Origin of the sequence: Streptomyces sp. CC228A (genome assembly GCF_021390935.1) — a bacterium.
GTDB lineage: Bacteria > Actinomycetota > Actinomycetes > Streptomycetales > Streptomycetaceae > Streptomyces.
On the sequence record NZ_JAJPUI010000006.1, the window covers coordinates 1 to 25,260 of the forward strand.

General features: G+C 72.6%; 21 protein-coding genes and 2 pseudogenes. 14 read left to right on the top strand and 9 right to left on the bottom strand.

Annotation, left to right across the window (positions count from 1 at the left end; translation table 11 throughout):
• A pseudogene (locus L6E17_RS17760) lies at positions 1-475 on the bottom strand (XRE family transcriptional regulator); the annotation flags it as partial.
• Between the two features lie 32 nt (positions 476-507).
• Here L6E17_RS17760 and L6E17_RS17765 point away from each other — a divergent pair.
• From L6E17_RS17765 to L6E17_RS17785, 5 genes are all read left to right on the top strand, one after another.
• Entirely contained in the window at positions 508-726 is a 219-nt protein-coding gene (locus L6E17_RS17765; protein WP_236241750.1) for a hypothetical protein, read from the top strand.
• Positions 723-938 (top strand): hypothetical protein, encoded by a 216-nt coding sequence (locus L6E17_RS17770; protein WP_236241751.1) that lies wholly within the window; start codon positions 723-725, stop codon positions 936-938. The genes L6E17_RS17765 and L6E17_RS17770 overlap by 4 nt, the downstream gene beginning before the upstream one ends.
• Positions 935-1,162, top strand: a complete 228-nt coding sequence (locus L6E17_RS17775; protein ID WP_236241752.1) for a hypothetical protein — start codon at positions 935-937, stop codon at positions 1,160-1,162. The genes L6E17_RS17770 and L6E17_RS17775 overlap by 4 nt, the downstream gene beginning before the upstream one ends.
• Positions 1,159-1,338: a hypothetical protein gene (locus L6E17_RS17780; RefSeq protein WP_236241753.1), complete on the top strand. Its 180-nt coding sequence runs from the start codon at positions 1,159-1,161 to the stop codon at positions 1,336-1,338. The genes L6E17_RS17775 and L6E17_RS17780 overlap by 4 nt, the downstream gene beginning before the upstream one ends.
• Before the next feature lie 198 nt (positions 1,339-1,536).
• Entirely contained in the window at positions 1,537-2,649 is a 1,113-nt protein-coding gene (locus L6E17_RS17785) for a methyltransferase domain-containing protein (RefSeq protein WP_236241754.1), read from the top strand.
• 494 nt (positions 2,650-3,143) lie between these two features.
• Here L6E17_RS17785 and L6E17_RS17790 read toward each other — a convergent pair.
• Positions 3,144-3,728 (bottom strand): annotated as a pseudogene (locus L6E17_RS17790) (ATPase, T2SS/T4P/T4SS family); the annotation flags it as partial.
• A complete protein-coding gene (gene ssd, locus L6E17_RS17795; RefSeq protein ID WP_236241755.1) occupies positions 3,725-4,828 on the bottom strand; it encodes a septum site-determining protein Ssd in 1,104 nt (367 codons plus the stop codon). The gene ssd and the pseudogene L6E17_RS17790, both read right to left, overlap by 4 nt.
• Before the next feature lie 563 nt (positions 4,829-5,391).
• Between ssd and L6E17_RS17800 the strand changes: the two genes are divergently transcribed.
• Positions 5,392-6,225: an HAD family phosphatase gene (locus L6E17_RS17800; protein ID WP_236241756.1), complete on the top strand. Its 834-nt coding sequence runs from the start codon at positions 5,392-5,394 to the stop codon at positions 6,223-6,225.
• A 460-nt stretch (positions 6,226-6,685) separates the two neighbouring features.
• Here L6E17_RS17800 and L6E17_RS17805 read toward each other — a convergent pair whose 3' ends face one another.
• Positions 6,686-7,504, bottom strand: a complete 819-nt coding sequence (locus L6E17_RS17805) for a Fic family protein (RefSeq protein ID WP_236241757.1) — start codon at positions 7,502-7,504, stop codon at positions 6,686-6,688.
• A gap of 103 nt (positions 7,505-7,607) precedes the next feature.
• Here L6E17_RS17805 and L6E17_RS17810 point away from each other — a divergent pair, with 103 nt between their 5' ends.
• A complete protein-coding gene (locus L6E17_RS17810) occupies positions 7,608-8,588 on the top strand; it encodes an ATP-binding protein (RefSeq protein ID WP_236241758.1) in 981 nt (326 codons plus the stop codon).
• Positions 8,589-9,268: 680 nt separating this feature from the next.
• Here the strand turns inward: L6E17_RS17810 and L6E17_RS17815 are convergent.
• Complete coding sequence (locus L6E17_RS17815) at positions 9,269-10,561, bottom strand: hypothetical protein (protein WP_236241759.1); 1,293 nt, start codon at positions 10,559-10,561, stop codon at positions 9,269-9,271.
• 352 nt (positions 10,562-10,913) lie between these two features.
• Between L6E17_RS17815 and L6E17_RS17820 the strand changes: the two genes are divergently transcribed.
• The 6 genes from L6E17_RS17820 (at position 10,914) to L6E17_RS17845 (ending at position 19,546) form a co-directional block, all read left to right on the top strand.
• On the top strand, positions 10,914-13,337 hold the full coding sequence (locus L6E17_RS17820; RefSeq protein WP_236241760.1) for a bifunctional SulP family inorganic anion transporter/carbonic anhydrase: 2,424 nt from the start codon (positions 10,914-10,916) through the stop codon (positions 13,335-13,337).
• Between the two features lie 298 nt (positions 13,338-13,635).
• Complete coding sequence (gene acs / locus L6E17_RS17825) at positions 13,636-15,648, top strand: acetate--CoA ligase (protein WP_236241761.1); 2,013 nt, start codon at positions 13,636-13,638, stop codon at positions 15,646-15,648.
• 409 nt (positions 15,649-16,057) lie between these two features.
• The gene (nhaA, locus tag L6E17_RS17830) at positions 16,058-17,551 is read left to right on the top strand and encodes a Na+/H+ antiporter NhaA (protein WP_236241762.1); all 1,494 of its coding nucleotides are present in this window, start codon (positions 16,058-16,060) and stop codon (positions 17,549-17,551) included.
• A 250-nt stretch (positions 17,552-17,801) separates the two neighbouring features.
• Positions 17,802-18,263, top strand: coding sequence for a phage holin family protein (locus L6E17_RS17835; protein ID WP_308315911.1), 462 nt, complete (start codon positions 17,802-17,804; stop codon positions 18,261-18,263).
• Positions 18,260-19,210 carry an alpha/beta fold hydrolase gene (locus L6E17_RS17840; protein WP_236241764.1) on the top strand — a complete coding sequence of 317 codons (951 nt, stop codon included), beginning with the start codon at positions 18,260-18,262 and terminating at the stop codon, positions 19,208-19,210. Before L6E17_RS17835 ends, L6E17_RS17840 begins: the two co-directional genes overlap by 4 nt.
• Positions 19,211-19,363: 153 nt before the next feature.
• The gene (locus L6E17_RS17845; protein WP_236241765.1) at positions 19,364-19,546 is read left to right on the top strand and encodes a hypothetical protein; all 183 of its coding nucleotides are present in this window, start codon (positions 19,364-19,366) and stop codon (positions 19,544-19,546) included.
• Between the two features lie 81 nt (positions 19,547-19,627).
• Here L6E17_RS17845 and L6E17_RS17850 read toward each other — a convergent pair whose 3' ends face one another.
• From L6E17_RS17850 to nth, 3 genes are all read right to left on the bottom strand, one after another.
• Positions 19,628-20,827 (bottom strand): MarP family serine protease, encoded by a 1,200-nt coding sequence (locus tag L6E17_RS17850; RefSeq protein WP_236241766.1) that lies wholly within the window; start codon positions 20,825-20,827, stop codon positions 19,628-19,630.
• Positions 20,828-20,925: 98 nt separating this feature from the next.
• The gene (locus L6E17_RS17855; RefSeq protein WP_374109078.1) at positions 20,926-21,630 is read right to left on the bottom strand and encodes a CoA pyrophosphatase; all 705 of its coding nucleotides are present in this window, start codon (positions 21,628-21,630) and stop codon (positions 20,926-20,928) included.
• A gap of 373 nt (positions 21,631-22,003) precedes the next feature.
• On the bottom strand, positions 22,004-23,170 hold the full coding sequence (gene nth, locus L6E17_RS17860; protein ID WP_236241767.1) for an endonuclease III: 1,167 nt from the start codon (positions 23,168-23,170) through the stop codon (positions 22,004-22,006).
• 314 nt (positions 23,171-23,484) lie between these two features.
• Here nth and L6E17_RS17865 point away from each other — a divergent pair, with 314 nt between their 5' ends.
• Complete coding sequence (locus L6E17_RS17865; protein WP_236241768.1) at positions 23,485-24,159, top strand: Crp/Fnr family transcriptional regulator; 675 nt, start codon at positions 23,485-23,487, stop codon at positions 24,157-24,159.
• A gap of 210 nt (positions 24,160-24,369) precedes the next feature.
• Here the strand turns inward: L6E17_RS17865 and L6E17_RS17870 are convergent, their stop codons facing one another.
• On the bottom strand, positions 24,370-25,254 hold the full coding sequence (locus L6E17_RS17870) for a prohibitin family protein (RefSeq protein ID WP_236241769.1): 885 nt from the start codon (positions 25,252-25,254) through the stop codon (positions 24,370-24,372).
• Positions 25,255-25,260 lie beyond the last annotated feature (6 nt).

Below are 25,260 nucleotides of genomic sequence, written 5' to 3' on the forward strand. Positions count from 1 at the left end.
CCTCCGCGGTGCGCAGCGCCCGCACGGGGTCGGTGCGCTGGAGGCTGTAGTGGGCGCGGATCCGGTACACCCAGGACGCCATGTCGGTGTGCCCGCCGTCGACGGCCCAGCCGTGCGCCATGTCGACCCAGGCGAGCGCCGCGGCGTGCTGCTGCTCGCGCCAGGCGACCCAGGACAGCCAGTGGGCGTGCTCGGCGGCGAGGAGGAGCAGCCGGTCCGCGGCAGGTCCGGAGGCGCCGGGGAGGAGGCGGGTGACGGCGTCGAGCTGGGAGCGGACGACCGGCCACAGCACGGCGCCCTCCTCATGGTCGTCGGCCCTGCGTTGGGTGGCGAGGACCTCGCTGATCCAGCGGGCCGTTCGGAGGTCGGTCCGTCCTGCCTGGTGCGCGTGCGCGATCCTGGCGCGGAGTTCTCCGGATGGCTCCCACTGCCCGTACAGGTCGCTCTGGCCTGCGTCGACGAGTTCTCTCGGCACCTGTAGCCCCTCGGTGATGCGGGCCGTGTCCGATGACCGTGCCGCCGTCCATGGGCCCGCCCGTGACGTGGCTGGCCGCCCGCGCCCTGGCCGGGCCTCCGGAGCCCCCGCCGCTGTCGGAGCGGCAGCGCCGCGGCCGGCAGTGCGCGGACTGCGCTGTTGAGCTGACCGCCGTCACCGCCCGGCCGTTGTTACGCCGCTTCCCGCTGCGGGTGTGCGTCCGCTGCCACAGCGTGAGGTACGGCGGATGACCGTCCCCGCGGCCGCCGTGCCGCTCCCCGCCTACGAGACGCTCACCAGCCTCCAGCGGTACGGCCTGGACTGCGCCTTCTGCGGGACGGGACTCCGCCCCGGGGCCGCGGTGTCGCTCGGCTGGCACCGCCACCAGGCCGCGCCCGGCACGCGAGTCGTATGGGCGCCCCGCGCCTGCCGCGACTGCCACACCGCCGGGAGCAGCCGGTGACCGCGGATGCCGAGCCCCTGCCCGCTGTCCCCCGGACCGTGACCGGCCTGTCGTGGGACGTCTACCACGGGCGCGCCTGCGTCTGGTGCCGCGAGCTGCTGATGGAGCCCGGTGCCCGGCCGGTGGCCCGCATCGAGCACCGCGACGGCGCCCACGACCTGTCGACCACCGTGTGGGGCTGCGCACCCTGTTGCACGGCCCGCGGGATCGGGGAGGCGCCGTGACCTACGCGGTGCGCCGCTGGTGTGTGCACTGCGGGCGGCCGATCGAGGGCGAGGCGGTGGTGATCCCGGGGTTCTCCGCGTCGGGCGCCCGCCCGGACGCCTACCGGCACCCCACCTGCCGGGCCCCCACCGTGCGGCCGCACACCTACCCGACCGGCCCGGCAGGGCTGCGCTGACTCTCGCCCGCTGCGGGCAGCGACGGCGCAACCGCCGCAGCGTGCGGGTGCACCACCGCCACACCCATCCGACTCACGAGGAGGAATCCGTGACCGACGACGGCAAGCACGCCGGACCCCCGTCCGACAAGCCGTGGAATCCGCCGCCCACGCCGCCGAACCCCGACGGCTCCGGCCCGAGCAAGTAGGGAGCCGACCTTGACGACCGCCCCCAGGGGCGGGCACGCCGCGCTCGTGGAACACCTTCACGAGCGCGGTCTGCTCGACGACACATGGCGCCGCATCTGGCACAACGTCCCCCGCGAGCTGTTCATCCCCGAACGCGTCTGGCGGCAGGAGCCCTACCAGTGCGTGCCGGCCTCCGGCCCCGAGCGCCTGGCCCTCATCCAGTCCGACGAGCCCGTCGTCACCCAGCTCGACGACGGCCTCCCCGACGGCCCCGGCGTGGCCACCTGCTCCAACTCGAAGCCCAGCATGGTGGCGAGGATGCTGCGGCTGCTCGACGTCCAAGACGGACACCGCGTCCTCGAAGTCGGCACCGGCACCGGCCACCTCGCCGCGCTCCTGTGCGACCGCGTCGGCGACCACAACGTCCACACCGTCGAGGTCGACGCCGGCCTCGCCGACCAGGCGGCGAAGCGGCTGGCCACAGCCGGCTACCAACCGAAGGTGGTGCACACCGACGGCGAGTGGGGCCTGCCCAGCGGCGCTCCCTACGACCGGATCGTCCTCACCTGCGCGGTCCGCCACGCCCCGGCGCCCCTGCTGGAGCAGCTGCGGCCCGGCGGGATCCTCGTCGCGCCGCTGGCCCGGGACTTCTGGTCGGGGGCACTCATCCGGATGGTCGGCGAGGGCGGCACGCGGGGTGAGGGCACCTTCGACAGCGGCGCCTCGTACATGCCGATGCGCTCCCACCGCGCCCCCGACCTGCCGGACGTCCACGGCGACATCACCCGCGTCAGCCACACCGCGCTCGTCGCTCACGAACTGCTCACCCTCGGGTTCGCCCTCTACGCCGGCACCCGCCTGCCGGGGGTGCGGATGTGGCACTCCGGCCGCGGCACCGACACGCAGCTGTGGGTGCAGGACACCACCGGCTCCGCCGCTTCGGTGACAGGCCGCACCGTCCACCAGTACGGCCCGCGCACGCTGTGGCGGGAGATCGAGCAGGTCCATGCCGAGTACGTGGGGCTCGGCACGCCTGAGCACACCTGCTTCAGCCTGTCGGTGGGACCGGCCGGACAGCGAGTGCTGCTGAAAGACCCGCCTCGCGTGATCGAACCTGCTCCCTGGGCCCAAGCCCAGGGCTGAGCCCCCCCGGCCGGTGCCCGCCCCCGAGGCCCGGCCGGGGCCCTTTCGCGTCGGTAGCCGTGGAGAGACCCCCGCCCTGAGCGCTCCGCAGGGGCTCGCCACAGAGGTCAGGAGCAGCCCGGACCCCCTGGCGTGCCCGCGCGCCGACCCGGGGACCTTGCTGCGACAAAGGTCGCACCTGAGCGTGCGTGCCCGCGCGCGGGAGGACCCATTGCCGCCGGAGTCCGGACCAGCTCGGACCCCGGCGCGCGGAGGGATCTGGCCCTGCAAGGTGTCGGGTTTCCGGCACCTGAGCCGGTGCGCGCGCGGGGGCCCGTCGCCGCCTGGCCCCTCCGCGTGCCGACCCTTGGATTCGAAGGCGCGGCCACGCACCCGACTAGCCCGCCTTCACTGCGCCACAAAAGTGCAGGTCAGAGCGCCTCCATGAGTCGGGGCGGGCACCGGAAACCGCTACCGCACGTGATCCTCTAGTAGAGGTGTCATTAATAGGGGTCCGTCTTTCCTGAGCCGGTCCCGCCGCTCACCAGGTACGACACCCGGGCTTCGACGAGTGCGCGCAGGACGCGGTCGCCACCGGGCGGCACGGTGCCCGCCGCGGAGAGTTCGTCGAGGGTGAAGGCCCGGGGCCGTACGACGCGCAGCGACAAGCAGGTGCAGCCGAAGGCCACCGGGGGCAGCACCGCGTGCATGCGCGTGCCGTCCGGGAGCCGGGCGTCGACCCAGGGCCGGGCGTCGTCCAGTCGCCGCCCCGCCACCGCGGCGAGCCGCTGAGCGAGTCGGCGGACGGCGGCCGCGTCCGGGAACGTGACGGCCGACAGCTCCAGACCTTCGCCTCGGTCGACCCAGACCCGGTCGGGCGCCGACACGAGGACGTCCGTCACCGCGGGGTCGCCCAGCAGGGGCTCCAGCGGGCCGGTGCCCACGAGCTCGCCCCGGAGTTGCCGGGCGACCCCGAGGACCTGGGCGTCGCCGAGCAGTCTGCCCTGCGCCCGCAGGGCCGCGGCGACCCCCGCGGGCGTGGGTTCCGTGCCGCTCTCCGCCAGCCTCTGCCGTACGGCGTCGAGGAGCGCGGCGGTCATGAGGCACCGGTCCCGGGGAGGGCACGCTGCCAGAATGCGGCACAGAACCGCGCTAGCGGGCCGGAGGAAGCGCCTCCGGGAGGCAGGCCCTCATCCAGTGCGGCCGGCAGCCGAGGCTCCTCGGGCAGTTCACCGGCCAGCGGAAGCCCCAGCACGCGGGCGACCCACGCCGGATCGACGCCTGACGCGTAGGGGCCCCGGGTGAGGACGCGCAGGTCCCCCAGCACCATGGCCGCCGTCTCGGCCACGCGTCTGGCTGCCGCGACCGCCCTGAGCTCGCCGGGCACGACGAGCAGCCCCATGTCCAGCTGGGCCAGGGCTTCGACGGTGCCGTCGTCGGTTCGCCGGGGCAGGTCGACGACGACGATGCCGCCGCGTCGGCGGGCCGCCGCGAGCACGGAGCGGACTGCTTCCGGTGGCAGGCCCACCGTCTGTCCGCGGTCCCAGCTCAGCAGGCGCACACCGTGCAGGAGGGGCAGCGACTCCTCCAGAGCCGTACCGGCGACACGGCCCGTGGAGGCGGCAAGATCCGGCCATCTCAGCCCGTCCGCCTTCTCACCGCCAAGGAGGACGTCGAGCCCCCCGCCGAGCGGATCGCCGTCCACGAGCACGGTCCGCCGACCGGTCCTGGCCGCTCCGACGGCCAAGGCGCAGGCGAGTGTCGAGGCGCCTGCCCCGCCGCGCCCGCCGAGCACTCCCACTGTCAGAGCCTGCCGCCCGACTCCTTCGGCCACGTCCGCGATGCGGTCGACGAGCCGAGGTTCCGCGTCGGGCAGGCACAGCACGTCCTCGGCGCCGATCTCGACGGCGCGCCGCCAGACGTCCGGATCGTCCTGGTCCCTGCCGATGAGCAGGATCCCCCGCCTGCGGGCCGCGCCGCGGCAGCGGGCCGCGGCGTCGTCGCCGACCAGCACCAGCGGCGCAGCGTCCCATACCGCTCTCCCGTCCGGCGGAGCGGGGTGGACGTCGGGGTGCGCACCGGCGGCGGCACACAGTCTCAGCAGGTCGTCGAGGAGTTCCGGGTCCTCGCTCACGATCAGTGGTGCGGTCCGCTGCCCTTCCGCAGCCGGTGTCCGCCCGGTGGTGATGGGTGCACCCACGGGTCCGCCCCCTTTCGTCCGGCTGCCGCACCGTTCGCATACGCGTCGTAAGCGGACGGCCACGGCATGTCCATGAGTCATTCGGCGCGCGTTCGCGCCGCCTCCACCCGTCCGGGCCGCGCGGGGAGATGTACGTTTCCCGTGGCGCAGCCCAGCCGTTCGGAATCACGGTGGCGGGGTTCCGGAAATTAAGTGGATCTTGGTCAAAAACTGTGGACAGCCGCCCGCTTGTGAATATCCCGCTCACCCATACCAGCGACTTCCACTACGCAGCCTTTCGGCTACGCTGAGTAATGAATCGCGCATGGGTGGCCATGGGAGCCGACCGGAGTCGAAGGGGGCGGCGATGACAGTTCCATACCGTCCGGACCAGCGAAAACGCGTCCGGACATGCGACGACCCCCGCCGGGGGGGAGAGCGGGGGTCGTCTCTCCGGCCGACTCGGGGGGGGAGGAGCCGGTCCGGGTTAGCACGGTCGCGAACGATCCGTGACTTCCATGGTGTACCCGAGAGCCTTCTCAAGCAAACCCACGCGCCTCGGCGTACACCGAATGGCGGCACCTATGCTCGGGTTCGTGGAAAACCACTCCTCGCCTCGCACAGCGGCCTTCTTCGACCTGGACAAGACGGTCATTGCCAAGTCTTCGGCACTGACCTTCAGCAAGTCCTTCTACCAAGGCGGGCTGATCAGCCGCCGCGCCGCGCTGCGCACCGCCTACACGCAGTTCGTCTTCCTCGCCGGCGCGGCCGACCACGACCAGATGGAGCGGATGCGCACCTACCTCTCAGCGCTCTGCAAGGGCTGGAACGTCCAGCAGGTCAAGGAGCTGGTCGCGGAGACCCTGCACGAGCTGATCGACCCGATCATCTACGACGAGGCGGCGTCGCTCATCGAGCAGCACCATGCCGCCGGCCGGGACGTGGTCATCGTCTCCACCTCGGGAGCCGAGGTGGTGGAACCGATCGGCGAGCTTCTGGGAGCCGACCGGGTCGTGGCCACACGGATGGTCGTCGGCGACGACGGCTGCTACACCGGCGAGGTGGAGTATTACGCGTACGGCCCCACCAAGGCGGAAGCGGTGCGGGAGCTCGCGGAGTCCGAGGGGTACGACCTGGCGCGCTGCTACGCGTACAGCGACTCCATCACGGATGTCCCGATGCTGGAGGCCGTGGGGCACCCGCACGCGGTCAACCCGGACCGCGCGCTGCGGCGCGAGGCGACCGCCCGGGAGTGGCCGATTCTCGTCTTCACCCGCCCGGTACGGCTGAAGCAGCGCCTGCCTTCCTTCTCGCTGCCGCCGCGACCGGCGCTGATCGCGGCGGCAGCCGTGGGAGCGGCGGCGGCAGCAGGCATCGTCTGGTACGCCAGCCGACGCCGGCACGCCGCTGCAGGGTGACGGCAGCGGCCACGACAGCTGACGGGGTTGTCCCGATATGAGGGCGAAAAGTAAAGAAGTCGGGCCAGGACTTTCCCCACCCCGCGCACGGAGGTACAAAGGAGTTACGGCCCGCGAGACCTAGGGCATCCGAGAGGATCCCCTGTTGAGCAGTAAGGCCCCACGGACCGAACAGCACGGAAGTCGAGCACCCACGCGACGTCGACCCGTCGATTACGGGCCAGCCGCACCAGGCGTAGGGCAAAGTTCCCCGCCTGATGGGCACATATCGAGGACGCATGGTAACTCGGCGGACGTGCCAGCGGCGGTACCGCCAAACCGGTACCGCCGCAACCCTGTACGGGGACATCCGAGTGGCCGGCCGGGCGGCCGTCGGCCCCGACGGCCGGTTCCCCGTGGACGTCCGCGGGGCTCTCCACGGAGCACTGGCCCCAGAAGGCCGGGTCGCCGCGCAGTTCGGTCAGGCGGCGCCGCGCTGCAGAGCCTCGCAGACGGCCGTCGACTCCCGCACGCCCAGTTCGACGGCGCGTCCGCAGTGCGCGATCCAGCGTGCCATCCCCTCGGGCGTTCCCGAGCAGTAGTCCTCGAAGGCCGCCACGTAGGCCGCCCGCCCGAGCTCGGCGTGCCCGACTTCAGCGGGGCAGACCGCCTTGGGGTCCAGCCCGCTGCCGATCAGCACGATGCGCTCGGCCGTCCGCGCGACCAGGCCGTTGCCCGAGGTGAAGGGCCGCAGCGCCAGCAGCTCGCCGTGCACCACGGCGGCCGTCACCAGCGCCGGGGCGGAGCTGCCCGCGACCACGAGACCGGACAGGCCGTCGAGCCTGCCGTTGACCTCGTCGGCACCGGGCAGCGGCGCCTCGATCAGCGGCTCGTCGACAGTCTCACCGTCCCGCCGCGGACGCCCCACGGACTCGCCGGCGTCACCGATCGCGACCAGGTGCAGCCGGGCCAGCACGCGCAGCGGCGACTGCCGCCAGACGGACAGCAACTGGCCTGCCTCGGCGGTCAGCCTCAGCGCGGCACCGACCGTACGGGCCTCCGGGTCAGCGCCGAAGTCGCTCCTCCGGCGCACTTCCTCAAGTGCCCAGTCGGCGCCGGAGAGCGCCGCGGACGCACGCGCCGCGCGCAGGGCAGCCTCCGAGGAGACCTCGTTGCTGCGGCGGCGCATCACGCGGTGCCCGTACACCCGATCGACGGCCTTGCGGACGGACTCCACGGTGTCGGGCACCCCCGGAAGCGCGCCCAGGGCGGCCAGCGGGTCAGCGGCATGCGTACTCATAGGTAGCGAGGCTACGCGCCCGCGCCGCCCGCCCTCACCCCTGAGTGGCCTTCCTCATACGGTTCGCCGACACCGTGCATCCGAGCCACTACCCTAGGTGAATATGAAGATCGCTTTCGTGGGGAAGGGCGGGAGTGGCAAGACGACGCTGTCCTCCCTCTTCATCCGCCATCTCGCGGCCACCGGAGACCCCGTGGTCGCGATCGACGCGGACATCAACCAGCATCTCGGCACGGCCCTCGGCCTGGACGAGGACGAGGCTGCGGCCCTGCCGTCGATGGGCGGCAACCTGCCGCTGATCAAGGACTACCTGCGGGGCGCGAACCCCCGGATCTCCTCGGCCGACACGATGATCAAGACGACTCCGCCGGGGACGGGCTCCCGACTGCTGCGGATCCGCGAGGACAACGCCGTCCACGCGGCCTGCGGCCGGCCGGTGCCGCTCGACCCGGGCGAGGTGACGCTCATGGTGACGGGAGCCTTCACCGAGGCGGATCTGGGTGTGGCGTGCTACCACTCGAAGGTCGGTGCGGTGGAGCTGTACCTGAACCACCTGGTGGACGGCGCCGGAGAGTACGTGGTCGTCGACATGACCGCGGGGTCCGACTCGTTCGCGTCGGGACTCTTCACCCGTTTCGACATGACGTTCCTGGTCGCCGAGCCGACCCGCAAGGGGGTGTCCGTCTACCGCCAGTACAAGGAGTACGCGCGGGACTTCGGGGTCTCCCTGAAAGTGGTGGGCAACAAGGTCCAAGGGCAGGACGACGTGGACTACCTGCGCGCCGAGGTGGGCGACGACCTGCTGGCGACGGTGGCGCACTCGGGTTGGGTCCGCTCCGCGGAGAAGGGCCGCCCGGCGCCGTTCGCCGCGCTGGAGGAGAAGAACCGCGCGACGCTCGGCGAGCTGAAGGCCGCGGTGGACGCGGCGTACGGGCAGCGCGACTGGGAGCGCTACACGCGGCAGATGGTGCACTTCCACCTCAGGAACGCGAGGAGTTGGGGGAACGCGAAGGCGGGAGCGGACCTTGCGGAGCAGGTAGACCCCGGCTTCGTGCTACGCGAGCCGGCGCCCCAGTACACCTGACGCCGACCGCCCGGCCCCGCCGGCCCGGGCGCCGGCCGCCGTAGCGACGCCCCGGCCCAAGCAGGCCCGCCCGGGCACCGGGCCGCCTTCGCGCCGCCCCGACCCGACCCCGCACCCCCGCGCCCCGCACCGGCAGCCGCCGGGGTCCCGCCGCCCCGGCCCACGCCCGCCCGCCGCGGCACCGGCCACCGTCCTGCCACACCGGCCCACGCCCGCCCGCCCCGCCGCGGCACCGGCCACCGTCCCGCCACCCCGACCGCGCACGCCCGCACCGGCAGCCGCCGCGGCGCCCTCCCGACGCGCGCACCCCCGACCGCACGTGTCCGCACCGGCTGCCGCCGTCGCGACGCCCCGGCCCACGCACCCCTGCCCGGGCGCGGACCGCTCTCGCCCCGACCCGCACCCCACACCGGCCGGCGCAGGGCAACGGCCGCCCCGGCCCGCCCCGGGACCGGCCCGCTCCCGCGGACCGGGCATGGCCCGGAAATCCGGCACTACCCGCGGGAGCTGCCCCGCCCGTGGAACCCGGTCCGGTCCGTGACGCACGCAACGGCACGACCCGTGTCCGGGAAGCGGTGAGGAACACAGGACCGGGCAGCACGGCCCGGCCCGCACCGCCGTGGACCGGGCGGGCGGGCCGGGCTCGGGACACCGGGCCCTCGTCCACGGGAGCGTCCGGTTCAGCCGGCCTGCCCGTCACCGGTGGTCGGCCTCCGGGCGGCGGCGCCCGCATGGGAGGCGGAGGCCGAGGCGTCGGGCCGCGCGGCGAGGAAGCGTGCCCACCCGTCGGGCGGCGCCTGACCCACCTTCAGGCTCTGGAGCTTCGCCAGCACGGCGGGGTCCTGGGCATCGAGCCAGTCGGCGAGCTGCCGGAAGGACACGCAGCGCACCTCCGACTGCACACAGACGTGAGCAATCGTTTCTTCAATGGCGCGCATGTAGGTGCCGCCGTTCCAGGACTGGAAGTGGTTCCCGATGATGAGCGGAGCCCGGTTGCCCTGGTACGAGCGGTTGAAGGCCTGGATCAGGCCGTCACGCATCTGGTTCCCCCAGAAGCGGTGCATGGCCGGGTCGCCCTTCGTGGTCCCCGACTGGTTGACCATGAAGTTGTAGTCCATGGACAGCGTCTGGAAGTCACGTCCCGGGACGGGGACGAGCTGCATCGACAGATCCCACAGGCCCTCCTTCCGCTTGGGCCACACCTGGTCGTTGACCCCGCTCGTGTCGTAGCGCCACCCCAGCTCCGCGGCGGCCCGCACGAAGTTCTTGCGGCCCTCGAGGCAGGGGGTGCGTGCGCCGATCAGCTCCTTGTCGTAGTCGAACGGAAGGGGCTTTTCCGCTGACAGTCCGGAGTTGGTCTTCCAGTTCTTCACGAAGGACTTGGCCTGGGCGATCTCGCTCTTCCAGTCCTCCACCGACCATGTGCCCACACCCCGTCCGGGGCCGCAGAAGTGCCCGTTGAAGTGGGTGCCGATCTCGTTGCCCTCAAGCCAGGCGCCACGGAGCTCCCTGACGGTGTCGCGGATGCCCTCGACGTCGTTGAAACCGATGTCGGAGCGGCCGGGCGCGTGACCCGGCGGACGGTACAGGGCCGCCTTGTCCTCGGGCAGCAGGTAGACGCCGCTGAGGAAGTACGTCATGGTCGCGCCGTACTTCTTGGCGACGCCCCGGAAGTGGGAGAAGAGCTTCTGGCTGTCCTCGCCGGCGCCGTCCCACGAGAAGACGACGAACTGGGGCGGCCGCTCACCGGGCTTCATCCGCTCCGGCGCTTTCAGCCCGGGCTGCGGGCCGGTGAACGACGTCGAGCCGTCCCCGATGAGGCGCACGGCGCTCTTCGGCGGCTCGGCGACCCGCTTGGCCCCCGCAGCGCCCTCGGCCTGCCGTGCGCCGCCCGCGTCCGCGCATCCGGCGAGCCCTCCGACCAGCGCTGCTGCGACAGCACCGGCCGTGATCCTGTTCCTGACGGCCGTCATCGACCCGCCCTCCTGTGCTTCAGGTGCCTGTATCGGGGCCGTCAACGTCGCATCGAGGGCGGTGGGCGGGAGGTATGCGGGGCCGCGATAAGAGGACTAATCACCTTTGCGGGTGAACACATGCACCATTTGCGCCGAATGTCATGCCGAACTCTTTACTCTGCATTACGATTCGTTTACTGAGAGTTGGCAGACCGAGTAGTTGACGCCTGGCGGCATCCGGCGTTCTGCCCTTGCCCGGTTTCGTCCGGGCCTATGCCCGGGTGGCGCCGTGCCGTACGCCGTGAGCAACGCCCCTGCAAGCCGACCGCCTCGCCCGTCCGGCAACCGCATTCTGGAGGAGACGGCAGCCATGACGTCCTGTATGCCCCCGCACGCCAACGCAGCTGACCCACCCGCCCCGTCCTCGTCGTCCGAGGCGGCGGGCAGCCGCGCGCCGGACGCGTCGCATCGACCGCGGGAGCACAGTCCCCCGCCCTCGGGCCGCAGGTTCCGCATCGCCGGTGCCGACGTCTCGGCCTCGATCGCGGTCTTCCTGATCGCGCTGCCGCTGTCCCTGGGCATCGCCCTGGCCACCGGAGCCCCCCTTCAGGCCGGACTCGTGGCGGCCGCCGTCGGCGGCATCGTCGTCGGCCGGCTCGGCGGCGCGCCGCTGCAGGTGAGCGGCCCGGCGGCCGGGCTGACCGTGGTGACGGCCGAGCTCATCCAGCGCTACGGCTGGCGCACGACCTGCGCCATCACGGTGCTCGCCGGCCTCGCCCAACTCGGCCTGGCCTCCCTGCGGGTGGCCCGCTCCGCGCTCGCCGTGTCGCCGGCCATCGTGCACGGCATGCTGGCCGGCATCGGCGTGACCATCGCGCTGGCGCAGTTGCACATCGTGCTGGGCGGCACGCCGCAGAGCTCCGTCGTCGACAACCTCATCGAGCTGCCGCAGCAGTTGGCCGCCGTCCATCCGGCCGCCCTCTCGGTCAGCGCGCTCACCATCATCGTGCTGCTGCTCTGGCCGAGGCTTCCCGGACGCGGCGGGAGGATGGCGCGCAAGGTGCCCGCCGCGCTCACGGCGGTGGCGGTGGCCAGCGTCTTCGCCCTCGCGGCCGGCCTGGACGTGCCCCGCGTGGACCTGCCGTCCTGGAGCAGTCACGCCCTGCCCGGGCTGCCCGAGGGGCCCGTACTCGGGCTCGCTGCGGGGGTGCTCACCATCATGCTGGTGACCAGCGTGCAGTCGCTGCTCTCCGCGCTGGCCATCGACAAGCTGATCGCGGCACGCAAGGACCCCACGACACGCGTGCCCCGCGCGAACCTCGACCGCGAGCTGGCCGGACTCGGAGCGGCCAACATCGCGTCCGGCGCACTGGGCGGGCTTCCCGTGGCCGGCGTGGCGGTGCGCAGCGTGGCCAATGTGACGGCGGGCGCGGTGAGCCGGAACTCCACGATCCTGCACGGGGTGTGGGTGGTGCTCGCCGCCCTGGTCCTCGTGCCCGTGATCGACCTGATCCCGCTTCCGGCGCTGGCCGCCCTCGTCATGGTCATCGGCGTGCAGATGGTCAGCATCACGCACATCCGCAGCGTCACCCGGCACCGCGAGGCCCTCGTGTACGCGACGACGGTCCTCGGCGTGGTCCTGATCGGGATCCTCCAGGGTGTGGCCCTCGGCATCGTCGTCGCCACGGCCGTGTCCCTGCACCGGCTCGCGAGGACGCGCATCACCCGCGAACGGCACGGCGACACCGAGCACGTGCGGGTGCGCGGGCAGTTGACGTTCCTCGCCGTCCCCAGGCTGAGCCGGGCACTCCACCAGATCCCGGGCGACGCCGACGTGGTCATCGAGCTGGACGGCTCCTTCATGGACCACGCCGCGTACGACACGCTCCAGGACTGGCAGATGTCGCATGTGGCGCACGGCGGCCGGGTGCGGCTGACCGGTCGGTCGGGGAGCCGCATCGCCGAACCGTCGACCGGCAGGAACAGCTGCTGCCGCCCGTGGACTGCTTGGCGCAACCACCACTGCGGCGACCATCCCGCGGAGCCGTCCCGCACGACGGGGCACCAGCTCGCCAGCGGCCTGAGCTCCTTCCAGCGGAACACGGCGCCTCTCGTACGGGACGAGCTGGCGCGGCTCGCCCGCGACGGGCAGCGGCCGTCGCAGCTCTTCCTGACCTGTGCCGACTCGCGGCTCGTGACGAGCATGATCACGTCGAGCGGCCCGGGCGACCTGTTCACCGTGCGCAACGTGGGGAACCTGGTGCCCCCTCCCGACGAGGAGGGCGGCGACGACTCGGTGGCCGCGGCAATCGAGTACGCCGTGGAGGTGCTCGGCGTCCGGTCCATCACCGTATGCGGGCACTCCGGGTGCGGGGCGATGCAGGCGCTGCTGAAGAACCCGCCGCCCACCGGACCCGCGACAGGTCCGGGCCCGGGGACGCCGGCCGGTCCGCCGCGCGCCTCCACCTCCCTGGTCCGCTGGCTGAAGTACGGGCTGCCGAGCCTCGAACGCATGGACAGCGGGACCCCGGGCCGGGTGCGGCTGTCGGGGCGCGGGCCGGCGGACGCGGTGGAGCAGCTGTGCCTGAACAACGTGGTGCAGCAGTTGGACCACCTGATGGCTCACGAGTGCGTGGCGCGGAGGGTGGCCGCGGGCTCTCTGGAACTCCAGGGGATGTACTTCCACGTCGGCGAGGCCCAGGCGTACCTGCTGACGCGCACCGGGGACGGGCACGACGTCTTCGAACACGTACCGGCGGCGGACCTGCCCCGCAGGGAGGAGGCCCCTGCGTGAGCCGCACCTGCCCGGACCCGCGTCCCGGGCAGGCGGCCCCCGTCCGCAACCGGTGAGGTCCCGGGAGCGGAGCGGGCCCGGCACGGGTGAACCTCTTCGGGTGCGGCGACGTGGTGGTGGGTGGTGGTCCGGTTCGCCGCGGGTCGGCGGACGGGACGCCTGACCGTACAGTCCGTCCACCGCGTCCCGGTCGGGCCCGCGCGGGGTCCCGCCCCGTCGCCGGGTCCCGCCCGCCGATGCAGAGGTCTAAACCAATAGTCGGGAACCCCTTGTCACCCGGGCATCCGGCTGGTGAGCTATGGGCCGGGACACAACGGACGCCCTGGGAATGGGAGATGTCGTGAGCAACGAGAGCCTGGCCAACCTCCTCAAGGAGGAGCGACGGTTCGCACCGCCTGCCGAGCTGGCCGCGCACGCCAACGTGACGGCGGAGGCGTACGAGCAGGCCACGGCGGACCGGCTCGCCTTCTGGGCCGAGCAGGCGCGTCGGCTGAGCTGGGCCAGTGAGCCGACCGAAACCCTCGACTGGTCGAACCCGCCTTTCGCGAAGTGGTTCGCCGACGGCACGCTCAACGTGGCGTACAACTGCGTGGACCGCCATGTCGAAGCAGGTCTGGGCGACCGCGTGGCCATCCACTTCGAGGGCGAACCGGGTGACGGCCGGGCGATCACCTACGCGGAGCTCAAGGACGAGGTCAGCCGCGCGGCCAACGCGCTGACCGAGCTCGGTGTGCGCAAGGGCGACCGGGTCGCCGTCTACATGCCGATGATCCCCGAGGCGGCCGTGGCGATGCTGGCGTGCGCCCGCATCGGCGCACTGCACTCCGTGGTCTTCGGCGGCTTCTCGGCGGACGCCATCGCCGCCCGGATCGTGGACGCCGACGCGAAGCTGGTCATCACCGCGGACGGTGGCTACCGGCGCGGCAAGCCGTCCGCGCTGAAGCCCGCGGTCGACGAGGCCCTCAGCCGGCTCGCCCAGGTCGAGAAGGTGCTCGTGGTGCGCCGCACCGGCCAGGACGTGGCCTGGACGGAGGGCCGCGACGTGTGGTGGCACGACATCGTCGGGCGGCAGAGCGCCGAGCACACGCCCGAGGCGTTCGACGCGGAGCACCCGCTGTTCATCCTCTACACCTCCGGCACCACAGGGAAGCCGAAGGGCATCCTGCACACCTCGGGCGGCTACCTCACGCAGGCGGCGTTCACCCACCACGCGGTGTTCGACCTGAAGCCGGAGAGCGACGTCTACTGGTGCACCGCGGACATCGGCTGGGTCACCGGCCACTCGTACATCGTCTACGGGCCTCTCGCCAACGGCGCCACGCAGGTCATGTACGAGGGCACCCCGGACACGCCGCACCAGGGCAGGTTCTGGGAGATCGTGGAGAAGTACGGCGTCACGATCCTCTACACGGCGCCGACCGCGATCCGCACGTTCATGAAGTGGGGCGACGACATCCCCGCCAAGTTCGACCTGTCCAGCCTGCGCATCCTGGGGTCGGTGGGCGAGCCGATCAACCCGGAGGCGTGGGTCTGGTACCGGGAGCACATCGGCGGCGGGCGGTGCCCGGTCGTCGACACGTGGTGGCAGACGGAGACCGGGGCGATGATGATCTCCCCGCTCCCCGGTGTGACCGAGACGAAGCCCGGATCGGCCCAGCGCCCGCTCCCGGGCATCGCGGCCACCGTCGTCGACGACGAGGCGCGGGAGGTGCCGAACGGCGGAGGCGGGTACCTCGTCCTCACCGAGCCGTGGCCGTCGATGCTGCGCACCATCTGGGGCGACGACCAGCGGTTCATCGACACCTACTGGTCCCGCTTCGAAGGCCGGTACTTCGCGGGCGACGGCGCCAAGAAGGACGACGACGGCGACATCTGGCTGCTCGGCCGGGTCGACGACGTGATGCTGGTGTCCGGCCACAACATCTCCACCACCGAGGTGGAGTCGGCCCTGGTGTCCCACCCGAAGGTCGCCGAGGCCGCGGTCGTGGGGGCGGCGGACGAGACGACGGGCCAGGCGATCGTGGCGTTCGTGATCCTGCGCGGTGCGGCTGCGACCCAGGCGGAGTCGGACGCCGAGGGCCTCGTCACGGAGCTGCGCAACCACGTCGGCGCGACCCTCGGCCCGATCGCCAAGCCGAAGCGGATCCTGCCGGTGGCGGAGCTGCCGAAGACCCGCTCCGGCAAGATCATGCGTCGGCTGCTGCGGGACGTCGCGGAGAACCGGACCCTCGGGGACGTGACCACCCTGACCGATTCGTCCGTCATGGACCTCATTCAGGCCAAGCTGCCCGCAGCGCCCAGCGAGGGCTGAGGACACACGGAGGCGGCCCCCGCCGCCGACGACGGGACGCACCCCCCTGCCACCCGGCGTCGACGGCGGGCCGCACCGGCAACGACGGCGGCACACCGACACGGCGCACCCGCGACAGCGCACCGGCAACGACGTACCGGCGGCGGCAGCCCCGCAGCCGCGCACCCCACAACCCGAAGCCCGCACCCCGGCCCAACCACCCCAAAGCACCCCAGAGACCACCCGGCATCAACGCGCCGGGTGGTCTCTTTGCGCTTAGAGTGCCTATTGTCCGATTTTTCCTTGCGCTCGCCCGGTAGGGTATGGGTCGCGTCAACCAATCGATAAAAAGTCCAAGGGGTGCCGGGAAGTCTGGTCGGCATGTGCTTTGCCATGCCCGCTTACTGACACGACCGGAGGTCCCTGGACCGTGGCCGCGCCCAAGACGACCAACAACAACTCCGAGCGCAAGTTCCTCGGCCGCCTCTCCCTCCCCGAGCGGACGTTCGTCGCGGACGCCCTGCGCGCGGAGACCGTGGGCGGCGTCCTGCTGCTCCTCGCCGCCGTCGCGGCACTCATCTGGGCGAACTCCCCGCTCGGCGACACCTACGAGTCGGTCCGCGCCTTCCACATAGGCTTCGAGGCACTCCACCTGGACCTCTCGCTCCAGCACTGGGCCGCCGACGGACTGCTCGCGATCTTCTTCTTCGTCGCCGGCATCGAGCTCAAGCGAGAACTCGTGGCAGGCCAACTCCGCGACCCCAGGGCGGCCGCCCTGCCGGTCGTCGCCGCGCTCTGCGGCATGGCCGCCCCCGCCCTGGTGTACGTCGTGGTCAACACCGCCGGCGGCGGCTCCATGAACGGCTGGGCCGTCCCCACCGCCACCGACATCGCGTTCGCCCTGGCCGTGCTCGCCGTCATCGGCACGTCGCTGCCCTCCGCGCTCCGCGCCTTCCTGCTGACGCTGGCCGTCGTCGACGACCTCTTCGCGATCCTCATCATCGCGGTCTTCTTCACCAGCGACCTGAACTTCGCCGCCCTGGGCGGAGCCGTCGCCGGCCTGGCCCTCTTCTGGCTGCTCCTGCGCCTGGAGGTGCGCGGCTGGTACCTCTACGTGCCGCTCGCCCTGGTCATCTGGGGCCTGATGTACAACAGCGGCGTCCACGCCACCATCGCCGGCGTCGCCATGGGCCTGATGCTGCGCTGCCACCGCCGCGAGGGCGAGGAAGCGTCCCCCGGTGAGCACATCGAGCACCAGGTGCGCCCTCTGTCGGCGGGCTTCGCCGTGCCGATGTTCGCGCTGTTCTCCGCGGGTGTGTCCGTCTCGGGCGGGGCCCTCGGCGACGTCTTCACCAAGCCGGAGACGCTCGGCGTGGTCCTCGGCCTGGTCATCGGCAAGGCGTTCGGCATCTTCGGCGGCACCTGGCTGACGGCCCGCTTCACCCGCGCCGAGCTCAACCCGGACCTGGCCTGGGCCGACCTCTTCGCCGTCGCCACGCTGGCCGGCATCGGCTTCACGGTGTCGCTGCTCATCGGCGAACTCGCCTTCGAGGGCGACGCCGCACTCACCGACGAGGTCAAGGCCGCCGTCCTCATCGGCTCGCTCATCGCCGCCCTGCTCGCCACAGTCCTGCTGAAGCTGCGGGTCCGCAAGTACCAGGCTCTGGTCGAGGTGGAGGAGCGCGACGAGGACATGAGCGGCATCCCCGACGTCTACGAGGCGGAGGACCCGGAGCACCACCGCAGGCTCGCCGAGATCTACGAGCGCAAGGCCGCCGAGCACCGGCAGAAGGCGGAGCAGCACCGGCTGAAGGCCGAGGAGGCGGCGCAGCAGGCCGACGAGGCCGCGCACCACGCCGCAGGACACGGACGGCGGGCCGACGACACGGGGGCATCGCGCGGCGACGCCGACGGTCCGGCATGATCTGAGGTCGGACCCCGAGGCGGGGCACCGCACGCAGGACGCCGCACGCGGTGGGCCGCAGGCCCCGACCGCACCGCGGCTGCCGTACGCGAGCCGCCGCGCACCCGCCCCGAGGGGCCGACCCACAGGCCGTACCAGGAGAGAGGAGCTAGACGATGAGCGACCCCGCCGACAAGACCGCGAGGGCGGCAGCGCCGCGTTCGCCACCCGCGAGACCGGCGCCGCGCCGGGCACGAGCGGTGCGCCGGACCTGAACGGCGGCCAGCCGACGCTCGGACAGCTGGTCGCGTCCGCGACCAGCGAGATGTCCGCGCTGGTGCACGACGAGATCGCGCTGGCCAAGGCGCAGCTGCGGCAGGACGTCAAGCGCGGCGCCGCGGGCAGCGCCGGGCTGCTGGCCGCCGCCACGGTGCTGCTCTTCTCGCTGCCGATGCTCAGCTTCGCGCTGGCGTACGGCTTCCAGGCGTGGACCGGCTGGCACCTGTCCGTCTGCTTCCTGCTGTCCTTCGCGGTGAACGTCCTCGTCGCCGTGGTCTTCGGGCTGATCGGGGCGGCCCTGATGAAGAAGGCCAAGCAGGGCAAGGGCCCGCAGAGGACGGCCGCCTCCGTCAAGGAGACCGCCGCGGTGCTCCAGAACGCCAAGCCGCACCCGCGCCCCGACAGCCGTCCGGCGCTGGAGAAGGCCGAGCCTGTGGCACGCTCGTCTGCATGACCGTCCCTGAGAGCAGCACCGGCAACCCACCCGGCCCGTCCGGCCACCCCGTACGGATCGAGGGCCCCTGGGCCCACCGCGACGTGGCCGCGAACGGGGCGCGCTTCCACATCGCGGAGCTGGGTGAGGGTCCGCTGGTCCTGCTGCTGCACGGCTTCCCGCAGTTCTGGTGGACGTGGCGGCACCAGCTCACCGCGCTGGCCGACGCCGGCTTCCGGGCCGTGGCCATGGACCTGCGGGGCGTGGGCGGCAGCGACCGCACCCCGCGCGGCTACGACCCCGCGAACCTGGCGCTCGACATCACCGGGGTCGTACGGTCCCTGGGTGAGCCCGACGCCGCCCTGGTGGGCCATGACCTGGGCGGTTACCTGGCGTGGACGGCGGCGGTGATGCGGCCGAAGCTGGTGCGCCGCCTGGTGGTGTCCTCGATGCCGCACCCGCGCCGCTGGCGCTCCGCGATGCTGTCGGATGTGGCGCAGTCCCGCGCCGGGTCCCACGTGTGGGGCTTCCAGCGCCCGTGGCTGCCGGAGCGGCGGCTGGTCGCGGACGACGCGGCGCTGGTCGGCGAGCTCATCCGGGAGTGGTCCGGGGCGCGGGCACCGGACGACGAGACCCTCGGTGTCTACCGCCGGGCGATGACGATCCCGTCGACGGCCCACTGCTCGATCGAGCCGTACCGCTGGATGGTGCGCTCCATGGCCCGCCCGGACGGGTACCAGTTCAACCGGCGCATGAAGCGTCCCGTGCGCGTCCCCACGCTCCATCTGCACGGCTCGCAGGACCCGGTGATGCGCACGCGCAGCGCCGCGGGGTCGGGCGAGTACGTCGAAGCCCCCTACCGCTGGCGGCTGTTCGACGGCCTCGGCCACTTCCCGCACGAGGAGGACCCGCTGGCCTTCTCCACCGAGCTCGTCAACTGGCTCAAGGACCCCGAGCCCGACCGCTGAGCGCCACCGCACCGCCTCCCGTCCGGGCCCCGGCGGAAGCCACATGAAGCCGCAGGAACGGTTGTCCTACGAACAGCCAAATGCCGCCCGCATAGGCCGATTGGCTGTCCCTCAGGCGGTTACCGACCTTGGGCCACGGGCACACGTCGGGGTATGGGCTGGACGCACGACCAAGTTGACGCCGCACACAACCGCCGCTCGGCTTCCGCCGCGCCGACTCCCGAGAGGAGCGGGCCGCGGGAGGCCGTGTCGGACGGCCGCCTCGGGATCCCGCACTTCCTGCGCCGCCGGGCCCGTTGGGTCTCCGCGCGGCTGCGGCACCATCCACGCGGCTGACCGGACCCGCCGGCGCGGGCTGCCCCGGTCCGGCGCGGCGGCGGGACGTGCACGTGCCGCCGCCGCGCCGGACATGCGGCGTCAGAGGGCGCAGCCCTGGCTGTCGACCTGCTGACCGGCGCTCAGGCCCAGCGCGATGTCCTCACGGATCTCGTCGACGGTCAGGGCGTAGCCCGTGTTCGGGTCGTCCAGGGACCGGGCGAAGATGACGCCGGACACCTTGCCGTCCTCGGTCAGCAGCGGCCCTCCGGAGTTCCCCTGCCGGACCGTCGTGTACAGCGAGTAGACGTCCCGCCGGACCTCGCCGCGGTGGTAGATGTCCGGGCCGTCGGCGTTGATCCGGCCCCGGACGCGGGCCGACCGCACGTCGTACGAGCCGTTCTCCGGGAAGCCCGCGACGATCGCCCCGTCACCGCTGCGCGCGTCGCCCTCGGTGAACTCCATTACCGGCGCCTTGAGGTCCGGCACGTCCAGTACGGCGATGTCGCGCTGCCAGTCGTAGAGGACCACCGTCGCGTCGTACAGCCGCCCCTCGCCGCCTATCTGGACGGTCGGCTCGTCGACGCCGCCCACCACGTGGGCGTTCGTCATGACCCGGCGCTCCCCGAACACGAAGCCCGTGCCCTCCAGGACCTTGCCGCAACTGCGCGCCGTGCCGACGACCTTCACGATGGACCGCTGGGCGCGTGCCGCGACGGGGCTGTCGACGAGCGCCGGGTCGGGCGGCTGCACTTCGGCGATCGGCTCGTTGGCGAACGGGCTGAACACCTGCGGGAAGCCGTTCTGGGCCAGCACCGTGGTGAAGTCCGTGAAGAGCGTGGACGCCTGGGCGGGCATCACCTGCTCCACCCCCAGCAGCACCTTGGAGCTGCGGACCTCCCTGCCGAGCGTCGGCACGGACGTCCCGGCCAGGGCCGAACCGATCAGCCAGGCCACCAGGAGCATCGCCAGCACGTTGACGAGAGCGCCTCCGGTGGCGTCCAGGGCGCGGGCGGGCGACCAGGTGATGTGGCCGCGCAGCTTGTTGCCCAGGTGCGTGGTGAGGGTCTGCCCGACGGACGCGGCGATCAGCACGATCGCGACGGCGATGATCGCGGCGGTCGTCGACACCTCCGCGTCGCCCGTAAGGGGGCCCCAGGCCAGCGGCAGCAGGTAGACGGCCACGAGGCCGCCGCCGAGGAAGCCGATCACCGACAGGATGCCCACCACGAACCCCTGGCGGTATCCGACGATCGCGAACCACACGGCGGCGACCAGCAGCAGGATGTCCAGCACGTTCACCGTCATTAGCCTCACAGATCGTCGCCGGCCGCCCTGGGGCCGGTCACCCCGTACCCGTACGGCCGCGGGGTGCGGCCGTCACCTGTCATGCCACCCTGTCATGCACGCGCGTCGAGTGGGACCTGCTTCTTCCGGTCCCACGGCTGCTCCCACCCCGCGAAGTGCAGGATCCGGTCGATCACCCCGGCCGTGAACCCCCAGACGAGGGCCGACTCCACGAGGAACGCGGGCCCCTGGTAGCCGCTGGGGTGGACCACGGTGGCGCGGTTGGCCGGAGCCGTGAGATCCGCCACGGGTACGGTGAACACCCGCGCGGTCTCGCCCGGATCGACGGCGCCCACAGGGCTGGGTGTCCGCCACCATCCCAGTACGGGCGTCACGACGAAACCGCTCACCGGGATGTAGAGGCGCGGCAGCACACCGAAGACCTGGACCCCGCCGGGGTCGAGGCCGGTCTCCTCCTCGGCCTCCCGCAGTGCCGCCCGCAGCGGCCCCAGGGTCGCCGGGTCGCCGTCCTCGGGGTCGAGCGCACCGCCGGGGAAGGAGGGCTGGCCGGCGTGCGAGCGGAGGGTGCCGGCCCGCTCCATCAGCAGCAGCTCCGGACCGCGCGCCCCCTCACCGAACAGCACCAGGACGGCCGCCTGCCGCCCTCCGGACGCGGGCGGCAGGTACCGGCTGAGCTGCTCGGGAGCGATGGTGCGCGCCGAGCTGGCGACCGGCTCCAGCCAGTCGGGCAGGCCGTCGGCAGTGACGTCCACCGGCACCGCGGCCGTCCGCTCCGGCACCGCCTCGTGCCGCCGCACCGCGACGGGCCCGGGCTCGCCGCCCCGGGCGGCCCCGCGACCATGCGCGCTCGCGGCGCCCGGGTCGACGCCCGCGGCCTGGGCGTGCCGGGCACGGCGCGGATCCTGCGCGGGTCCCCCGCCGTGTCCGCGGCGGCCCCGCCGCCCGTACGGGCTCGCCCGCCGCCCTCGGTCGGGCCTCACGGCCGGAGCGGCCCTCCGGGCCGCGACCGGCGCCGGCGGCACCGTGGCTGTCTTCTCTCGCTCGCGTCATAGGCACCCCCGCATCTCACAACGTGTGACGGCCACAGGTTCGTTCCGACGTGCGCCCCGGCGTTCTGGTCCCTGACGCCCGGTCCTGCGCCCGGTGCCGCCCCAGGTCGGGCCGGGCCGGTCAGGCACCGAGGCCGCTGTCCTGCACGTCGTCCGCTCCGACCGCGACCCCCTGGCCGGCGCCGAGGGGCGCCGCGGGCCGACCGGGGAAGTCCGGGGGCGGGGCGAGGCGCTGGCCCGGATATCCGCCCATCTCGTACTTCAGCAGCTTCTTCGCCTTCTCCGGATCCGTCTCGCCCTCCCCGTACGCGGGGCAGAGGTGGGCGATCGGGCAGGCGCCGCAGGCGGGCTTGCGGGAGTGGCAGATGCGGCGGCCGTGGAAGATCACGCGGTGGGACAGCATCGTCCAGTCGGACGCGGGGAAGAGGGCGCAGATCTCCTCCTCGACCTTCTCCGGATCCTCCTGCTCGGTCCACTTCCAGCGCCGGACCAGCCGCCCGAAGTGGGTGTCCACGGTGATGCCGGGGACACCGAACGCGTTGCCGAGGACGACGTTCGCCGTCTTGCGGCCGACGCCGGGGAGGGTGACGAGGTCCTCCAGTCGCCCCGGCACCTCGCCGTCGAAGCGGTCACGCAGGGCCGTGGAGAGCCCGATCAGCGACCTCGCCTTGGCACGGAAGAACCCGGTCGGCCGGATGATCTCCTCCAACTCCTCCGGCACCGCGGCCGCCATGTCCTCCGGCGTCGGGTACTTCGCGAAGAGCCCGGGCGTGGTCTGGTTGACGCGCAGGTCGGTGGTCTGGGCCGAGAGGACGGTGGCCACGAGCAGTTCGAAGGGGTTGCGGAAGTCGAGCTCGGGGTGGGCGTACGGGTAGACCTCGGCGAGTTCCCGGTTGATGCGCCGCGCCCGCCGCACCATGGCCAACCGCGACTCCGCCTTGGCCGGCTTCCCCGGCTCGCCGGCCTGCTTGGCGGTACGGGTCGGCGGCTTGGCGGCCTGCTTGGCGGTGCGGGCCGTCTCGTTCGCGCCGGCCTGAGGCTTGGCGGTGCCGGCGCTCTTGGCGGCCTTGGCGGTGCCGGCGGTCTTGGCGGCCCTGGCGGTGCCGGCGGTCTTGGCCGGCTTGGCGGTGCCGGCGGTCTTCGTCGCGTCGGTCGGGGGCTTGGTGGGCTTGCCGGATCCTCGGCCGGTTCCGCGCTTCCCTCGACCTTCCGCCCCAGCTGACCGTTTCGCCCCATTTGCCGGATTTCCGGCATCCTTCGCGGCCGCGGGCGACATATGTTCGCCCACGGCGGAATTCTGTTCCCCGGACACTCTTCCGGCCCCCTCGGCCTGCGCTCTCACCGGCGACTTGGACACCCGGCCAGCCTAAGCGCCCCCGCCGGGATCCGCCCTGGGCACGGGCGATGAGGACCCAATCGGGCCCCTGCTGTACGGACACGCGTACCGGTGCGTCAAACTTGTTGTGATTGATCGCACGATGATTACCCTGCGGACGCCGGGTCGCACACCACCGCCGCGCGCAGCGCCCCCCGGACGAGGGCCGCGGCGTCCGGCATCATGGGGACCAACGTCCCTGAGCAGGTCGACATAGGAGAGAACTCGTGGACGACGTTCTGCGGCGCGCCCCGCTCTTCGCGGCGCTCGATGACGAGCAGGCCGCGGAGCTCCGCGCCTCGATGAGTGAGGTGACCCTCGCCCGCGGCGGCTCGCTCTTCCACGAAGGCGACCCGGGTGACCGCCTCTACGTGGTCATGGAGGGCAAGGTCAAGCTCCACCGCACCTCCCCCGACGGCCGCGAGAACATGCTGGCCGTCCTCGGCCCCGGTGAGCTCATCGGCGAACTGTCCCTGTTCGACCCGGGCCCCCGCACCGCCACGGCCACCGCGCTGACTGAGGTCAAGCTGCTCGGGCTCGGCCACGGCGACCTCCAGCCCTGGCTGAACGCCCGCCCCGAGGTCGCGGCCGCCCTGCTGCGCGCCGTCGCGCGCCGCCTCCGCAAGACCAACGACCAGATGTCCGACCTGGTCTTCTCCGACGTCCCCGGCCGGGTGGCGCGCGCCCTCCTCGACCTGTCGCGCCGCTTCGGCGTGCAGTCGGAGGAAGGCATCCACGTGGTGCACGACCTGACCCAGGAGGAGCTGGCCCAGCTCGTCGGCGCCTCCCGCGAGACCGTCAACAAGGCGCTGGCCGACTTCGCGGGCCGCGGCTGGCTGCGCCTGGAGGCGCGCGCCGTGATCCTGCTGGACGTCGAGCGCCTCGCCAAGCGCTCCCGCTGACCGCGCCGCACCGGCGCCGTACGCCCGCCGGCGCCCTGCACACGTCAGAGGGCCGCCCCGCCGCCGACCGGATCGACACCGTCGTCCGGTGGGTGTGCGGGGCGGCCCTCTTCCTGCACCGACGCCTCCTACGCGCGCGTAGCGGCGGCAGGCGCGCCGGGAAGCCCTACGCGCGCGTAGCGGCGGTCGGCGGGCCGGCAGGCCCGGAGGTCACTCCTTCTTGCCGTCCACGATCACCGGGGTGCCCCCGCCGTCGCCGCACGGCACCGCGTACACCGGGTTGCTCGCCGCGGCCTCCTTGTACGCCTCGATGCACTGGTTGAACAGGACCTTGTCCGTCAGCGACTCGTTGAGGATCTTGTTGGCCTTCGCGATGCCCTCGGCCTCGATACGGCGGCGCTCCGCCTCCGCCGTGGCCGTGCGGGCGGCCTCCTCGGCCCGCTCGGTGGCCTGCTCCTGCTGGATCTTGCCGTCGATCTGCTCCTGGAGCTTCTCCGACGGCCGTACGTTCCGCAGGTTCACCGTCGTGACGTCGATGCCGCGCGGGGCCAGCCGCTCCTTGACCAGCTTGCCGATCTCGGCGTTGATCTTCTCGCGGGCGGACGTGTAGCCCTCCTCGCTGGTGTAGCGGGCGAAGACGTTGCGGACGATCTCCCGGCTGTCCGGGTACACCAGCCGCTGCTGGATGGCCGCCTCGTTGCCGGCGAGCCGGTACAGCTCGACGGCCTTCGCCGGTGCGACCGCCCACTTCACGGTCACCTCGGCGTACATCACACCGCCCTGCGCGGAGCGGACCTCGACCACGTCCTTGTCGGAGAGGTTCAGGTCGACGGGGCGCGTCGAGAAGCTGGTGACGTCCGTGAACGGCGAGATGACGTTCATACCGGGCCTCATCGGCGAGCCGACCTTGCCGAAGGTCACCGGCACTCCGACCTCGTACGCACTGACGACGTGCAGGCAGCTCAGCAGGCCGGCGAGGATCCCCGCGAGCAGCGCGCCGACGGCGCCGAGCCGGAACCCGGACCGGTCGGTGGACCGGGACACCACGTACAACACCACTGCGGCGATGAGCAGCAGAATGCCCAGGACGAACACAGGGAC

Bases quoted from the DNA above. Each gene is read 5' to 3' on its own strand.
- L6E17_RS17765 (WP_236241750.1), top strand. From the start codon at position 508: ATGACCGTGCCGCCGTCCATGGGCCCGCCCGTGACGTGGCTGGCCGCC.
- L6E17_RS17770 (WP_236241751.1), top strand. From the start codon at position 723: ATGACCGTCCCCGCGGCCGCCGTGCCGCTCCCCGCCTACGAGACGCTC.
- L6E17_RS17800 (WP_236241756.1), top strand. From the start codon at position 5,392: ATGCTCGGGTTCGTGGAAAACCACTCCTCGCCTCGCACAGCGGCCTTC.
- L6E17_RS17805 (WP_236241757.1), bottom strand. From the start codon at position 7,504: ATGAGTACGCATGCCGCTGACCCGCTGGCCGCCCTGGGCGCGCTTCCG.
- L6E17_RS17810 (WP_236241758.1), top strand. From the start codon at position 7,608: ATGAAGATCGCTTTCGTGGGGAAGGGCGGGAGTGGCAAGACGACGCTG.
- L6E17_RS17815 (WP_236241759.1), bottom strand. From the start codon at position 10,561: ATGACGGCCGTCAGGAACAGGATCACGGCCGGTGCTGTCGCAGCAGCG.
- L6E17_RS17820 (WP_236241760.1), top strand. From the start codon at position 10,914: ATGACGTCCTGTATGCCCCCGCACGCCAACGCAGCTGACCCACCCGCC.
- acs (WP_236241761.1), top strand. From the start codon at position 13,636: ATGGGCCGGGACACAACGGACGCCCTGGGAATGGGAGATGTCGTGAGC.
- L6E17_RS17840 (WP_236241764.1), top strand. From the start codon at position 18,260: ATGACCGTCCCTGAGAGCAGCACCGGCAACCCACCCGGCCCGTCCGGC.
- L6E17_RS17845 (WP_236241765.1), top strand. From the start codon at position 19,364: ATGGGCTGGACGCACGACCAAGTTGACGCCGCACACAACCGCCGCTCG.